Origin of the sequence: Streptomyces sp. Y7, assembly GCF_043195415.1 — a bacterium.
Classification (GTDB): domain Bacteria; phylum Actinomycetota; class Actinomycetes; order Streptomycetales; family Streptomycetaceae; genus Streptomyces.
Genome location: NZ_JBIDDQ010000002.1, coordinates 1,141,465 through 1,156,560 on the forward strand (window position 1 = coordinate 1,141,465; position 15,096 = coordinate 1,156,560).

Here is a 15,096-nt window from a genome sequence, read left to right on the forward strand (position 1 = left end):
GTAGTGTCATGCCAGTTGACAGGCTTCAGGTGTCCCGCCGCGGTTTCCTCGGTCTCGGTGTCGCGGCCGGTGTCGTGACCCTCACCGCATGCGGTTCGTCCAGCAGCGGTTCCGCCGCCGGTCCGCTCGTGATGACGGTGTGGGGCGGTGACGCCGACCGCAAGGCGTACCAGGCCCGCATCGACCTGCTGGTGAAGAAGTACCCGGAGCTCAAGGTCAAGCTCCAGCTGATCCCGAGCGACTCGTACCCGCAGAAGGTCCAGACGATGATCGCCGGCGGCAACGGGCCGGACATCATGCAGGTCGCCGAGAGCGTCAACACGTACTCGAGCAAGAACCAGCTGCTGCCCCTGGACGACCTCGCCGAGAAGGCCGGCCTGGACGCCGGGCAGCGGTTCGGCTCGGTAGGCTCCATCTACACGTACGAGGACCGGCTCTACGCGATCCCGGACCGCTCCGGCGCGATGATCGTCTACTACAACGAGGAGCTGTTCGAGAAGAAGGGCATCAAGGCGCCCGACGCCGGGTGGACCTGGGACGACGCGCTCGACGCGTTCAAGGAGCTCACCGTCCCGGGCAGGCAGTGGGGGTACGGCGGTGCCGGCTGGTGGCCGCAGTGGTGGAGCTTCGTGTACCAGAACGGCGGCGCCATCATCGACGCGAACGGCAGACCGGCGGTGGACAGCGACGAGGCCGTCGAGGCCCTCCAGTGGGCCGGCGACCTGGTCTTCAAGCACAAGGTCGTGCCCACCGCCGAGGACTACGCCGACATGGGCGCCGACATCGGCGGCGACCAGGCGTTCGCCAACCAGAAGGTCGCCGTCAACGCCACCGGGTTCTGGGCGATCGCCGGCCTGACGCAGACGCGCTTCGCCTGGGACATCGCACCGCTGTGGCGGGGCAGGAAGCAGGCGGTGTCGGCGTTCGGCAGCGGCCTGGCCGTCTCCCGCAGTTCCAAGCAGGCCGACAACGCCTTCAAGGCCATCGACTTCCTCACCTCCCCCGAGGCCCAGCAGGTGATCATCTCCTCCGGCGAGGACGTGCCCGCCAACCTGGAGGTGCAGAAGAGCGACGCGTTCCTCAAGCCCTCGTGGATGAAGACCCAGGTGGACATGGGGGTGTTCGCCGAGTCGAGCGAGTTCGTCTTCCGCGCGCCGTTCATCCCCGAGTGGAACGAGATGCAGGCGGCCATCGAGAGCGGACTCGCCGACTTCTGGCTCGGCAAGGAGCGCAGCGCCAAGAAGGTGCTCACCGCCCTCCAGAAGAACCTCGACTCCCTCATCAAGTCCGCGGGATGACGGGCGATGACGACGACGACGGCCCCGACCCCGCCGTCCGCACCGGCGGCCGCGGAGAAGGCCCTGGCCACGAAGAAGCCGAAGCTCTCCAGGAGACGGCGCCGTGAGGCGCTCTCCTTCTACCTGTTCGTCTCGCCGTGGGTGATCGGCTTCCTGGTCTTCCTGCTCGGCCCGATGATCGCCTCGATCTACTACTCGCTCACCGACTGGGACTCCTTCACCCCACCCGAATGGGTCGGCCTCCAGAACTACGTCACGCTCCTCACCGACGATCCGGCGTTCTGGAAGGCACTGTCGAACACCTTCTACTACGCCGCGATCTCGGTCCCGCTGGGTCTGGTGCTCGGCCTGTGGCTGGCGAACCTGCTCAACAAGCAGGTGCGGGCACGCAAGTTGTTCCGCACGCTGATCTATCTGCCGACCCTGATCCCCCTGGTCGCCACGGCGATGATCTTCAAGATGGTGCTCGCCCCGTCCGGCCCGGTCAACGACTTCCTCGGCCTCTTCGGCGTCTCCGGCCCGGCCTGGCTGATCGACGGCCCGTGGGTGAAACCCGCCCTGATCCTGATGTCGGCGTGGGGCGCGGGCAGCGCGACCGTGCTGTTGCTCGCCGCGATGAAGGGCATCCCGCGCGAGCTGTACGAGGCCGCCGAGGTCGACGGCGCCGGCTCGGTACGGCAGTTCTGGAGCATCACGCTCCCGCATCTCACCCCGATCATCTTCTTCAACCTGATCATGGGGCTGATCAACGCGTTCCAGGTGTTCGCGCAGGTGTACATCCTGACGCCGAAGAGCAACCGCGGGGCGTACGACTCGGCCCAGACGATGGTGCCGCTCCTGTTCGACCAGGCCTTCGGCTTCTACCACATGGGGTACGCCTCGGCGATCTCCTGGCTGCTGTTCGCCGTGATCCTGGCGTTCACCGTGATCGCCTTCCGCACCACCCGGCGCTGGGTGTTCTACGAAACCGAGGTGAAGTGATGGCCGCTGTGGTGACCTCAGTACGCCAGGACAGCCGACGGGCCACTGCGGTACGGGCGTTCCGCGCGACCCCGTTCACCTACGGCACGCTGATCGTCGTCGCGGCGATCCTGTCGACGCCGCTGGTGTTCGTCGGATCGATCGCGCTGTCCAGCGACGCCACCGTGAACGCCAACACGTTCACGATCGTCCCGCGCGAGTTCCACTGGGAGAACTTCTCGCGGGTGTTCGGCACCGAGCTGCCGATGGGCACGTTCCTGATCAACTCGGTGATCATCTCGCTGTTCTCGGTCGTCGGGCAGGTGCTCTCCAGCGGCCTCGTCGGCTACGCGTTCGCGCGGCTGCGGGCCCCGGGCAAGAGCACGATGTTCCTCGTCGTGCTGGCGACGATGATGATCCCGACGCAGATCACGATGATCCCGCAGTTCATCCTGTTCCGGGACCTGGGCTGGGTGAACACCTTCCTGCCGCTGATCGTGCCGAACTTCTTCTCCAACGCCTTCAACATCTTCCTGGTCCGCCAGTTCGTCTCCCGGCTGCCCAGCCAGCTCGACGAGGCCGCGATGGTGGACGGCCTGGGCTTCTTCGGCATCTACCGGCGGATCATGTTCCCGATGCTCAGACCGGTGCTGATCGCCATCGGCATCTTCACCCTGACCCACACCTGGGGCGACTTCATGGGCCCCCTGATCTATCTCAACGACGAGTCGAAGATGCCGCTGGCCCTGGGCGTGCAGTACATCACCAGCACCTCGCAGGCCATGCAGGCACCGCCCTGGAACCTGGTCATGGTCGGTTCGATCCTGCTCGCGGTGCCGATGATCGTCGTCTACTACCTCGGCCAGAAGTACCTCTACGAAATGGACATCAGCGGCGGAAGCGCGGGAGTGAAGTGAACCGTACGGAGACCATCGAAGCCGTCCGCCTCGACGGCCGGGGCGTGTGGATCGACGGCCGACCGCGCACCCTGCTGTGTGCCTCGCTGTTCTACTTCCGGCTGCCCCGGGAGCAGTGGCGCGAACGGCTGGAACAGGTGCGGGCGTCGGGGTACACCTGTGTCGACGTCTATCTGCCGTGGAACTTCCACGAGTTGGCGCCCGGCCGCTGGTCCTTCGAGGGCCGGCGGGACGTGGCGGCCTTCCTGGACCTCGCGCACGAGACGGGCCTGTACGTCGTCGCGCGGCCCGGCCCCTACATCTGCTCGGAGTGGGACGGCGGGGCGCTGCCCGCCTGGCTGGGCCTCGACCCGGAGTTGCGGGTCCGGCAGAACGAGCCCCGGTATCTGGAGCGGGTCACGGCGTGGTTCGACCAGGTGCTGCCGTTGCTGGCCGAGCGGCAGTACCCGCGTCACGGCCCGGTCGTCATGGTGCAGTTGGAGAACGAGCTGGACTTCTTCGACTGCGCGGACCGCGCGGGCTACGTGGGCGCCCTGCGGGAGGCCGCGCTCGGGCACGGCATCACCGTTCCGCTGGTCGCCTGCGCCGGCCAGGGCGACCTGACCGGCGCCACGGGGGACGTGGACGGTGTCGTGCCGGCCTGCAACTTCTACCCGGACGACGACTCCCCCGACATCGAGGCCGAGGTGCGCCGCTATGCCGCTCTGGTGGCGCGGCGCGGGGTGCCGCTGCTGGTCACCGAGACGAACCGGCGCCACCGCACCCTGCGGCGGCTCCTGGCGAGCGGCGCCAAGCTGATCGCACCGTATCTCCAGTCGTCCGGCTGGAACTTCGGGTACACCCCGTCCAGCGGCAACTGGGGGCGACCGGGCAACTTCATGAGCCACGGCTACGACTTCGGCGGCTATGTCACGTCGACCGGTGCGGAGCGGCCGGAGTACGCCGAGGCGCGGGTTTTCGCCCGGGTCGTGGACACCTGGGGGGACCAACTGGCCGCGGCGGCACCGGGATCGTCCGACACCCCACCCGTCTGCGACTTCCCGACCAGCTCGGTGGCCGCCGCGCTGGACCTTCCCGAGGGCGGCCGGCTGATGGCCGTCCCCCATCTCGGGGCGGACCCGGGGACGGCGGTCGTCCAGGGCGTGCCCGTCGCCGTCGCCCCGGGGTCGTGCCCGTTGATGGCGGTGGAGGTGCCGCTGCGGCGCTGGGGAATCGACGCGACCCTGACGCTCGCGTCGGCGGACCTCGTCGCCGCGCCGCACGGGGTGCTGGTGTTCTCCTCGGACGTCCCGGTCACCGTCGTACTGGACGGGACGCGGGCCGAGATCCCGGTGTCCGGGCGGGCGACCGTGGCGGGAGCGACGCTCGTCGTCCTGCCGTCCGCGCAGGCCGCACGGCTCCGGTCGGTCGACGCCGACGGCACGGTGCGCCTGTCCGACGCCCCGCACCGGGCCGCCGGAGCCGCGCCGACCGCGGTGCGTGACGTGCGGCGGCGGTGCGACGCCGCCCCGGAGAAGCCGGCCGGGCCGCACACCATGCCGCCGACGCTGGAGTCGCTCGGGGTGTACCGAGGCCGCGGCGCGTACCGCACCACCACGGATCTGACCGGCGTACGGGAGCTGCTGCTCACCGGCGCGGCGGACATCGTCGACCTGTCCGTCGCCGGCCGGACGCACCCGTCGATCGCCGGGTTCGGCGCGACGCGGCGCGTCGACGTCGGCGACGTGACGGGCAGCGCCGCGATCGAGGCCGTGGTGGAGATCTGGGGCCACGCCAACTTCGACGACGCCCGGCTGCCCGCGCTGCGCGTGGGAGCGCTGCGCGGCCTCGGCACCCTGTGGAAGGTGCGGGCGTCGACGGACGTGTCGGCGCTGTGGAGCGTGCACGGGCACTGGGCGGGGAGCCCCGCGCCCACCCGGGTGCTCGGCGGCTGGAGCAGCACACGCGTCGCGGAGCCGGTCACCTACGGCCGTACGCTCCACTCCCCCACCCCGTCGGCGCTGCATCTGCGCGGTGTCGTCGCACCGTTGCGGGTGAGCGTGGACGGCGGCGAGGCGGAGACCGTGCACACCGAGAACCCCTGGGTACTGCTGCCGCCGGGTGCCCACCAGGTCTCGGTGACCCTGCCGCACCACCCCAGCGGCCCCGGTCTGCGCGCGGAACTGCTCGCGCTGGAAGCCGTACGGGACTGGTCGTGCGCGGCACAGGACGACGAGCTGCTGACGGCGTTCGCCGCCCGGTCCGGGCCCACGGAGGCGGTGCGGCTCCCGCTGGCGCTGGAGCCCGGTGAGGAGGCGTGGCTCGACGTCGGCCTGCCGCCGTCGCCGGACGGTTGTCTCGTCCGGCTGGAGGCCGCGCAGGTGCGGGTGACCGGATGGGCCGGCGGGGAGTGCGTGGGCCGCGTCTGGGCCGGTGACCGGCCCGCGTTCTCGGGCGGGGACCCGGACGCGCTCTGGGTGCCGCCGGGCTGGCCGGGACTGACCCTGTTGATCCGGGGAATGGCGGGACCGGACGCTCCGGAGATCCGTGCGCTGTGGCTGGAGGGCGGCGCGACCGCCTGACGGGCGGCTACCGCGGGACTCCCCTCGTCGTCATGGGCTGGACGGATGAAAGCGGCCTGCTCCATATGAGGTGCCGCGAGCGGCTGTTGAGCAGCGCCTGGATGCGCTCCTCGATCATCTTCGGGTCGGCGCTCGGCCGGCTACGAGACGAGGAGTGGCCCGATGTCGCATCGGATGGATTCCCGGAGCCGGTCGAACCGGCGGCGCGCCAGATGGGCCGCGGTCTGTGCGGGCCTCGTCCTGTCGCTCACCGTCGGCGCCCAGGGCGAGGCGGCGCCGTCCGACACCCCGGCGCCTCCCGGCCCGCTGGGCCGGATCCCCGACGTCACCGCGGCCGTGGCCGGGGGCCTCCTCCATCCCGAGGCGCCCCCTGCCGGGGCGAACGACTGGAGTTGCCGTCCGTCGCGCGAACACCCGCGCCCGGTCGTGCTGCTGCACGGGTCCGCGGCGAACGCCTTCAACAACTGGAGCATGATGTCGCCCTGGCTGAAGCAGCAGGGCTACTGCGTCTTCGCCCCCAACTACGGCGGGCCGCCCGGCAGTCCGTTCCAGGCCACCGGCCCGATCCGGGAGTCGGCCCGGCAGGTCGCGCGCTATGTCGACCGTGTCCTGAAGGCCACCGGTGCCCGGCAGGTCGACATCGTCGGGCACTCCCAGGGCGGCGGTCCGACACCCCGCTGGTATCTGCGGTTCGAGGGCGGCACGCACCCCGAGCACCCGAAGCGCAACAAGGTGCGCCGCCTCGTCGCCCTGGCCCCGTCCAACCACGGCGGAAACGTCTCCGGCATCGGCACGCTCACCACCCGGCTCGGTCTCAACTCGGCCGTGTCCGCGGTCCTCGGCCAGGCATGGTCGGACCAGATGGTCGGCTCCGAGATGAACCGGAAGCTCGACAAGGGCGGGGACACCCGGCCCGGCGTCCACTACACCGTCATCGCCACCAGGTACGACGCGTTCGCCACCCCCGTCCACCACAGCTTCCTGACCGCGGGGCCCGGCGCGAAGGTGCGGAACATCCTGATCCAGCGGATCTGCAAGGAGGACTTCTCCGACCATCTGTCGCTCGCGTACGACAGCAACGCCGCCCAACTCGTGAGCAACGCCCTCGATCCCGCTCACGCCAAGCCGGTGCGCTGCGGGTTGGCGCTGCCCCTGCTCGGCGGCTGACTCGACACACACACGCTCTTCCCGCGGTCCGGTCCCGGCCGCCCACGGACCCGGCTCCTCAGTCCTGGTCGGCCAGCCGCAGCAGGGCCGTGGCCAGGACGTCGACGCCGTGGGCGCACGCCTGCGGGGTGGAGTACTCGCGGGGGTATCTCGGCGCAGAGCGTGGTGCAGCCCTCGACGATCCAGCCCGGGATCCGCTCGTAGCCCGGCAGTCCGGTGTCCTGGATCAGCACGGTGCGCGGTGCCCGGGCGGCCTCGGCCGCGCGGTGTACCGCCTCGTCGTAGGGGCCGGGGACCTCGGTGACGTGCGCCTGTTCGGCGGCGATGGCCGCGACCGCCCGTGGGTGCACGTCCCGCGGGACGAAGATGTGGGCGCGCTCCCCGAGCAGGCGTGCCGTGCGGGCCACGGCCCGGCCGTGATTGCCGCCGGTGGCGGCGATCAGGGTGAGCGGGCGCGACGTGGTCCGTGGGAGGGGCGGGGCGTGCCGGTCAGGGGCGGGCACGCCCCCGCGTGAGGTCGTCCGTCACAGGCCGGGGTAGAGCGGGTGCTTGTCGGTGAGTGCCTTGACCCGGGCCTTGAGCGCGTCGGCGTCGTAGACCGGCTTCAGGGTTTCGGCGATGACGTCGGCGACCTCGGTGAAGTCCTCCGCGGTGAAGCCGCGGGTGGCCAGGGCCGGGGTGCCGATGCGCAGGCCGGAGGTGACCATCGGCGGGCGCGGGTCGTCGGGCACGGCGTTGCGGTTGACGGTGATGCCGACCTCGTGGAGGCGGTCCTCGGCCTGCTGCCCGTCGAGCTCGGAGGCGCGCAGGTCGACCAGGATCAGGTGCACGTCGGTGCCGCCGGTGAGCACGTTCACCCCCGCCTCGCGGGCGTCCGGCGCGGTCAGCCGCTCCGCCAGGATGCGGGCGCCGTCGATGGTGCGCTGCTGGCGCTCCTTGAACTCCTCGGAGGCGGCGACCTTGAAGGAGACCGCCTTCGCGGCGATCACGTGCTCCAGCGGGCCGCCCTGGAAGCCGGGGAAGACCGAGGAGTTCAGCTTCTTGGCGAACTCCTTGCTGCGGGCCAGGATGATGCCGCCGCGCGGGCCGCCGAGGGTCTTGTGGGTGGTGGAGGTGACCACGTCGGCGTGCGGGACCGGGTTGGGGTGCAGGCCCGCCGCGACCAGGCCGGCGAAGTGCGCCATGTCGACCCACAGGTAGGCGCCGACCTCGTCGGCGATCCGCCGGAACGCGGCGAAGTCCAGCTGCCGCGGATACGCCGACCAGCCGGCGATGATCACCTTGGGGCGGTGCTCCTTGGCCAGGCGCTCGACCTCGGCCATGTCGACCAGGCCGGTGTCGCTCTCGACGTGGTAGGCGACCACGTTGAACTGCTTGCCGGAGAAGTTCAGTCGCATGCCGTGGGTGAGGTGCCCGCCGTGCGCGAGGTCCAGGCCCAGGATGGTGTCGCCGGGCTGGGCGATCGCGAACAGCGCCGCCTGGTTGGCGGAGGCACCCGAGTGCGGCTGCACGTTGGCGTACTCGGCGCCGAACAGCTCCTTGACCCGGTCGATCGCGATCTGCTCGGCGACATCGACGTGCTCACAGCCGCCGTAGTAGCGCCGGCCCGGGTAGCCCTCGGCGTACTTGTTCGTGGCGACCGAGCCCTGCGCCTCCATGACCGCGACCGGAGCGAAGTTCTCCGACGCGATCATCTCCAGCGTCGACTGCTGACGCTCCAGCTCGGCGTCCAGCGCCGCGGCGATCGCCGGGTCCAGCTCATGCAGCGGTTGGTCGAACAGGGTCATCGGCGCTCTCCTTGGGTGTGGGCGCAGTGAGCGGCGTTCAGGGGGCGGCGCGGGCTGCGTCGGGGCCGCCGGCCGGGCCCGCGCCCGGCGTTCACGAAGAGGAAGCGCAATCACGCTCTGTCTCGGATGGCACAACGGAACTCGCTATGTGCAACATGCTGTTGGCCGAGTCGAGGCGTTGTCAAGGGATGTGCCGCGCGAGTGCGCCGGGCGATGCCCCTTTGCCGGAGACGCCGGGGCGCGAAGGGAACCGCACAGGCGTCTTCCCCGGGCGTCGCGGGCCGTGCGAGCATGCGAGCAGCCGGATCCGGCCGTGACCGATGGCCTCGTCGTCACGTTCCGAGGTTCCCCGGGATCCGCGGAAGCGGCCGCGTATAGTTGCGCCATGAGAAACTACGCGGCAGAGGACGCAACAACGGCTCCTGCGGCGAACGGCGTGCAGTCCGTCGACCGTGCCGTCAGCGTCCTGGAGATCCTCGCCCGGCGGGGCGAGGCGGGTGTCAGTGAGGTGGCCGCCGAGATCGACGTCCACAAGTCGACCGCGTTCCGTCTGCTCGGGGCGCTCGAGGCACGTGGGCTGGTCGAGCAGTCGGCCGAGCGCGGCAAGTACCGGCTGGGCTTCGGCATCGTGCGTCTGGCGGGGGCGGTGACCGGCCGTCTCGACGTCACCCAGCAGGGCCGGCCGGTGTGCGAGCGGCTCAGTGAGGAGATCGGCGAGACCGTCAACATCGCCGTCCTCCAGGAACATTACGCCGTCAACCTGTATCAGGTACGCGGGCCGGGAGCGGTCGGCACCCACAACTGGGTCGGCCAGCTCACGCCGGTTCACGCCACGTCCAGCGGCAAGATCCTGCTGGCCCATCTGACGCCGGAGGGGCGCGCCGAGGTGCTCGCGGCGTCGGGGCTGCGGAAGCTCACCCCGCGCACCCTGACCGCGAGGACGAGACTGGAGAAGGACCTCGCCGAGGCGCGGGAGCGCGGGTACGCGGTGACCCTGGAGGAACTGGAGATCGGGTTGCACGCCGTGGCGGCGCCGATCCGGGCGCGCGACGGTGAGGTCGTCGCCGCCCTCAGCGCCTCGGGCCCCGCGTACCGCCTCACCGAGGAACGCCTTCACACGCTCGCGCCGGTGCTGGTCAAGGGCGCGGAGGAGATCAGCCACCGCATGGGCCACCTCGGCTGAGCCCCCTCCCGCCCCGCCCCGGCGGGGCATCACGTGACCCGGCGTCCCCGTACCTGGGGCTCCCGTCCGCTTCGCTCAGGCGTACTCCGTCGCCGCGTCGAGGAGCCATTCCGCCAGATAGCCCGCGAACGACGAACGGACCAGCACCCAGAAACCGGCCCGGGGTTCGTCGCGGGCGACCAGGACGACCTGTGTGCGGCCCAGGGTCGTCTGGGCGCAGCGTCCCGTGCCGAACGCTCGCGGATGCAGGTCCAGTGGACAGCCGTGGGCCAGCAGGTCATGGGCCCGGGGTCCGCTCACGAGCAGGGTGGTGCGCTGCGCGGAGACGTCGGTGACCGAGACGGGCTCGTCACCCGCCGCCTCCCGGATCCGGCTCTCCAGATCCCGCTCCCGGCCCGGCGGCCCGACGAGCAGCCATTCGTCCGGGCCGAGCCACAGCGCGGTCAGCTCGCCCGCGCGCACCACACTGTTCGGCTGCAGGGGAAGGGCCAGGTCCAGCGCCAGTCCGACCGCCTCGGCCGCCGCTCCCTTGGCGTCGAGACGGAGGTTGACCTGGGTGAGGAAGGGGAGTTCGGCCAGTCGGAGCGCACCCCCGCAGGTGCGGGTCGCCGCGGCCAGGCGGTCCGCGAACTGCGACAGGGGGCTGCGGAGCGGGACGGTCAGGGCGTGGTCAGCCATCGCGGCGGGCTCCCTCGGGGTCGTAGAGGACGGGACTTGCGACGGTCACGGGCACCAGGCGGTCGCCCACGGGGGCCATGAGGCGCTCGCCGATGCGGTCGCGGCCGCCCTTGATCAGGGCGAGCGCGAAGGTCCGGCCGAGCGCCGCGCTGCGGTAGCTGGAGGTGACGTGGCCGAGCATGGGGACCGGCGGGGTAGGCAGGACACCGTCGGCGATCAGGTGGGTGCCCTCCGGGAGGAAGGTGCCCGGGTCCTCGGGCAGGAGGCCGACCAGGTGCTTGCGATCGGGGCGGGAGGTGTCGGCGCGGGCGTGGGAGCGCTTGCCGACGAAGTCGGGCTTCTTCTTCGACACCACCCAGCTCATGCCGAGGTCCTGGGGCGTGACGGTGCCGTCGGTGTCCTGACCGATGATCGGATAGCCCTTCTCGGCACGCAGGACGTGCATGGTCTCCGTGCCGTAAGGGGTGATGCCGTACGGGGCGCCGGCCTCGTACACGGCCTCCCACAGGGCGAGGGCCTGCCACGGTGACACGTTGATCTCGTAGGCGAGTTCGCCGGAGAAGCTGATCCGGCAGACCCGGGCGGCGATGCCGGCGACCGTCGTCCCGCGCCAGGCCATGAACGGGAAGTCGTCGTTGGCGACGGCCAGTTCGGGCGCCAGCGCGCCGAGCACCTCGCGGGACTTCGGACCGACCAGGGCGACCGTGGCCCACTGCTCGGTGACGGAGGTGCAGTGGACCTTCAGGTCGGGCCACTCGGTCTGGTGCCACTCCTCCATCCAGTCCAGCACGGCGGCCGCGTTGCCCGTCGTCGTGGTGACGAGGAAGCGGTCCTGTGCGACGCGGATGACGGTGCCGTCGTCGAAGACCATGCCGTCGGGGCGGCACATGACGCCGTAGCGGATCATGCCGACCTTCAGGGTGCTCATCATGTTGGTGTAGAGCCGGTCGAGGAGGACGGCCGCGTCCGGGCCCTGCACGTCGATCTTGCCGAGGGTGGAGGCGTCCATGAAGCCGACGCTCTCGCGGGTCGCCCGGCACTCGCGCAGCATGGCGGTCTCCATGGACTCGCCGTCCCGGGGGTAGTACCAGGGGCGCTTCCACTGGCCGACGTTCTCGAACAGGGCGCCGTGCGCGACGTGCCACGCGTGGAGGGCGGTCGTGCGGACCGGGTCGCTGAGGGCGCCGCGGTCGCGGCCGGCGAGGGCGGCGAACGAGACCGGGACGTAGGGCGGCCGGAACGTGGTCGTGCCGAGGCCGGAGATGTCCACGCCGAGCAGTTCGGCGACGACGCCGCCGGCCAGGACACCGGAGGTCTTGCCCTGGTCGTTGGCGGTGCCGGCCGTGGTGTAGCGCTTGGTGTGCTCGACGGAGCGCAGGCCGGCGCCGGTCGCGCGGGCCAGGTCGTCGACGGTGACGTCGCGTTGGAGGTCGACGAAACGGGGGGCGTCCGTGTCACCCGGCACGACGTACACGTGCTGGGGAGGCGTGCGTCGCGGCTGCGCGACCGGCGCCGGCAGACGGGGCGCGGCGGGCGTGTACCCCTCGGCCTCGACGGCGCGGGCGCCGGCCGCCGCGCCCTGCGCCAGGACCGCGGCCAGGTCCGTCGTGCCGCTCGCCGCGCCCGCGACCTCGACCGCCTGCCGGCCGCTGTCGGGCACGAAGAAGCCGAGCGCCTCGTCGTACCGGAGCTTGCCGCCGGAGTGGCTGAACAGATGCACCACCGGGTTCCAGCCGCCGGAGACCAGCAGCAGGTCGGCGGCGAACTCCCGCTGTCCCACGGACTCTCCGAACGGGGCGACGGTCACTGCGCTGAGGCGTGCCTCACCCGCGGTGCCGGTGACGGCGTGACCGGCTAGCACCTCGATGCCGGCGGCCCTCGCGCGCTCGGCCCACTCCCCCGGTTCGGGACGGGTGTCGACGACGGCCGTGACGGAGAGGCCCGCCGCGGCGAGGTCCAGGGCCGCCGCGTAGGCGGTGTCGTTGGTCGTGAAGACGACCGCGTGCCGGCCGGGCAGGACGCCGTACCGGTTGAGATAGGTACGGGCTGAGGCGGCCAGCATCACTCCGGGGCGGTCGTTGTCGGCGAACGCGAGCGAGCGCTCGTGGGCGCCGGTGGCCAGGACGACCCGGCGGGCCCGGATACGCCAGAGGCGTTCGCGGGCGACGTGCTCGGGGGCATCGGCGCCGAGATGGTTGGTACGGCGTTCGACGGCGAGGAGGTGGTTGTCGTCGTAGTGGCCGAAGACGGTGGTGCGGGACAGAACGCGGACCTCGGGGGCGGCGGCGAGCCGGCCGGTGACCTCCTCCACCCAGTCGAGGTGTTCGCCGGTGCCCAGCAGGCTGCCGCCGGGCTCCGGTTGGTCGTCGGCGAGGATGACGCGGGCGCCGCTGCGGGCTGCGGCGGCCGCCGCCGCGAGGCCGGCCGGGCCCGCGCCCACGATCAGCAGGTCGCAGTGGGCGTGCACGGCGTCGTAGCGGGCCGGGTCCGGGTCGGTGGCGAGGCGGCCCTGGCCGGGGACGCTGCTCGCGACCAGGCCGTCGTACAGCTCAACGGTCGTCGCGGGGAGCATGGGCTCCGGGAAGGGTTCCTCGATCTGGACGACCGCGTTGGGTTCCTCGACGCCGGCGGAGAAGATGCCCCGGGGGCGGCCGAGTTTGATGCTGGTGCCTGCCTGGATCACGCCGCCGGCGAGGAGGGCGGAGGCGAGGGTGTCGCCTCGGAAGCCTTGGTGTTCGGTGCCGTCGAAGGTGAAGGTGAGGGGTTCGTCGCGGTGGATTCGGCCGCGGGTGGGGTGCCGGAAGGGGGAGTCGCCCCCGCCGCCCCTACCCGTCCCGTCCTGAAGGGGCTCCGCCCCTTCCACCCCGCCAGGGGCTGCGCCCCCGGACCCCGCTTCGGCCTGAACGGCCTCGTCCTCAAACGCCGGACGGGCTGACAGAGGTGGCCTCGGCTCGACTGTCGCCGGACGGGCTGAATGGGCAGCGCATGGTTCAGGGGTGACCGGGCGTTCCTCTCCCGTCCTGTACACCGTCAGGATCTCGTTCGTCGACGTGTCCCGTACCGCGTTGAACCAGCGGCGGCAGCCCGACGCGTGGCTCCAGCGTTCGGCGAAGGGGCCCTTGGTGTTGTCGCGGAAGAAGAGGTACCGGGCCCACTCCTCGTCGGTGAGGGTCGCGGGGTCCTGCGGGTACGGCACATGGGCCTGGCCGCCGTAGTGGAACTCGGCCTCGTCGCGGGGCCCGCACCACGGGCAGGGGATGAGCAGCATGGATCGGCTCCCTGGTTTTCCAGTGGTCCTAGTGGGCCACCGCGGCCGCGCCGTGCTCGTCGACGAGCGCGCCGGTGGTGAAACGGTCGAGCGAGAAGGGGGCGTTCAGCGCGTGCGGGCTGTCGTGGGCGATGGTGTGGGCGTAGACCCAGCCGACGCCCGGAGTGGCCTTGAAACCGCCCGTCCCCCAGCCGCAGTTGAGATAGAGGTTGTCGACGGGGGTGAGGCCGATGATCGGTGAGGCGTCGGGGCTGACGTCGACGATGCCGCCCCAGGTGCGCAGGACGTGGGCGCGGGCGAAGGCCGGGAAGAGCTCCAGGGCCGCCGACATCTGCTCCTCGATGATGTGGAAGGCGCCGCGCTGGGTGTAGGAGTTGTACGCGTCGATGCCGGCGCCCATCACCAGTTCGCCCTTGTGGGCCTGGCTCACGTACACGTGGACCGCGTTGGACATCACCACCGTGGGGTGGATCGGCTCCAGGAGCTCCGAGACCAGGGCCTGCAACGGGTGGCTCTGGAGCGGGAGTTCGATGCCGGCCATCGCGGCGAGGACGGAGGTGTGGCCCGCCGAGCACAGCGCCACCTTGCCGGCCGCGATGGGGCCCAGGTTCGTCCGCACGCCGACGACCCGGCCGCCGACCACGTCCAGGCCGGTGACCTCGCAGTTCTGGATGATGTCGATGCCCGCCGCGTCGGCCGAGCGGGCCAGGCCCCAGGCGACGTGGTCGTGCTTGGCGATGCCCGCGCGGGGCTGGTAGGTGGCGCCGAGGACCGGATAGCGCACGTCCGGGGAGATGTTGACGATCGGGCAGACTTCCTTGACGCCGTCGGCGTCCAGCCACTCCGCGTCCACGCCGTTGAGCCGGTTGGCCTCGACGCGGCGCACGCTGTCGCGGACGTCCTGGAGGCTGTGCGCCAGGTTGAGCACACCGCGCTGCGAGAAGAGGATCGGGTAGTCGAGTTCCTCCGCCAGTCCCTCCCACAGCTTGAGGGCGTGCTCGTAGATGCCGGCGCTCTCGTCCCACAGGTAGTTGGAGCGGATGATCGTGGTGTTGCGGGCCATGTTGCCGCCCGCGAGCCAGCCCTTCTCCAGCACGGCGACCTTGGTTATGCCGTGGTTTCTGGCGAGGTAGTGGGCGGTGGCCAGGCCGTGTCCGCCGCCGCCCACCACGACGACGTCGTAGGACCGCCTGGGCTCGGGGTTGCGCCACAGGAAGTCGGGGTGCTCGGGGAGGTCGGCGCCGGGGGTGCGGGGGCTCATCGGAGGGCTCCGTCCG

Annotated in this window: 11 protein-coding genes; 6 read left to right on the plus strand and 5 right to left on the minus strand. The window is 71.4% G+C overall.

What is annotated here, in order from left to right:
- Positions 1–8 precede the first annotated feature (8 nt).
- The 5 genes from ACGFW6_RS10735 (at position 9) to ACGFW6_RS10755 (ending at position 6,903) form a co-directional block, all read left to right on the plus strand.
- On the plus strand, positions 9–1,298 hold the full coding sequence (locus ACGFW6_RS10735) for an ABC transporter substrate-binding protein (protein WP_393506804.1): 1,290 nt from the start codon (positions 9–11) through the stop codon (positions 1,296–1,298).
- A gap of 6 nt (positions 1,299–1,304) precedes the next feature.
- Complete coding sequence (locus tag ACGFW6_RS10740) at positions 1,305–2,279, plus strand: carbohydrate ABC transporter permease (RefSeq protein ID WP_393506805.1); 975 nt, start codon at positions 1,305–1,307, stop codon at positions 2,277–2,279.
- On the plus strand, positions 2,279–3,175 hold the full coding sequence (locus tag ACGFW6_RS10745; protein WP_393506806.1) for a carbohydrate ABC transporter permease: 897 nt from the start codon (positions 2,279–2,281) through the stop codon (positions 3,173–3,175). Before ACGFW6_RS10740 ends, ACGFW6_RS10745 begins: the two co-directional genes overlap by 1 nt.
- A complete protein-coding gene (locus ACGFW6_RS10750; RefSeq protein ID WP_393506807.1) occupies positions 3,172–5,736 on the plus strand; it encodes a beta-galactosidase in 2,565 nt (854 codons plus the stop codon). Before ACGFW6_RS10745 ends, ACGFW6_RS10750 begins: the two co-directional genes overlap by 4 nt.
- Positions 5,737–5,898: 162 nt before the next feature.
- Positions 5,899–6,903 carry an esterase/lipase family protein gene (locus tag ACGFW6_RS10755; RefSeq protein WP_393506808.1) on the plus strand — a complete coding sequence of 335 codons (1,005 nt, stop codon included), beginning with the start codon at positions 5,899–5,901 and terminating at the stop codon, positions 6,901–6,903.
- On the opposite strand, the gene ACGFW6_RS10760 is transcribed toward ACGFW6_RS10755, so the two are convergent.
- Positions 6,852–7,406, minus strand: a complete 555-nt coding sequence (locus ACGFW6_RS10760; protein ID WP_393506810.1) for a pyridoxal-phosphate dependent enzyme — start codon at positions 7,404–7,406, stop codon at positions 6,852–6,854. The two genes, ACGFW6_RS10755 and ACGFW6_RS10760, sit on opposite strands and share 52 nt — an antisense overlap.
- A gap of 21 nt (positions 7,407–7,427) precedes the next feature.
- The gene (gene glyA, locus ACGFW6_RS10765) at positions 7,428–8,690 is read right to left on the minus strand and encodes a serine hydroxymethyltransferase (RefSeq protein ID WP_393506812.1); all 1,263 of its coding nucleotides are present in this window, start codon (positions 8,688–8,690) and stop codon (positions 7,428–7,430) included.
- A gap of 385 nt (positions 8,691–9,075) precedes the next feature.
- On the opposite strand from glyA, the gene ACGFW6_RS10770 reads away from it, so the two are divergent.
- Entirely contained in the window at positions 9,076–9,873 is a 798-nt protein-coding gene (locus tag ACGFW6_RS10770) for an IclR family transcriptional regulator (protein WP_393506814.1), read from the plus strand.
- 75 nt (positions 9,874–9,948) lie between these two features.
- Here ACGFW6_RS10770 and ACGFW6_RS10775 read toward each other — a convergent pair whose 3' ends face one another.
- The 3 genes from ACGFW6_RS10775 to ACGFW6_RS10785 are packed head-to-tail and all read right to left on the minus strand — an operon-like array spanning position 9,949 to position 15,080.
- On the minus strand, positions 9,949–10,551 hold the full coding sequence (locus ACGFW6_RS10775) for a sarcosine oxidase subunit gamma (protein WP_393506816.1): 603 nt from the start codon (positions 10,549–10,551) through the stop codon (positions 9,949–9,951).
- Positions 10,544–13,819, minus strand: coding sequence for a sarcosine oxidase subunit alpha family protein (locus ACGFW6_RS10780; protein ID WP_393506817.1), 3,276 nt, complete (start codon positions 13,817–13,819; stop codon positions 10,544–10,546). The genes ACGFW6_RS10775 and ACGFW6_RS10780 overlap by 8 nt, the downstream gene beginning before the upstream one ends.
- 28 nt (positions 13,820–13,847) lie before the next feature.
- The gene (locus tag ACGFW6_RS10785) at positions 13,848–15,080 is read right to left on the minus strand and encodes a sarcosine oxidase subunit beta family protein (RefSeq protein WP_393506819.1); all 1,233 of its coding nucleotides are present in this window, start codon (positions 15,078–15,080) and stop codon (positions 13,848–13,850) included.
- Between the last annotated feature and the right edge of the window lie 16 nt (positions 15,081–15,096).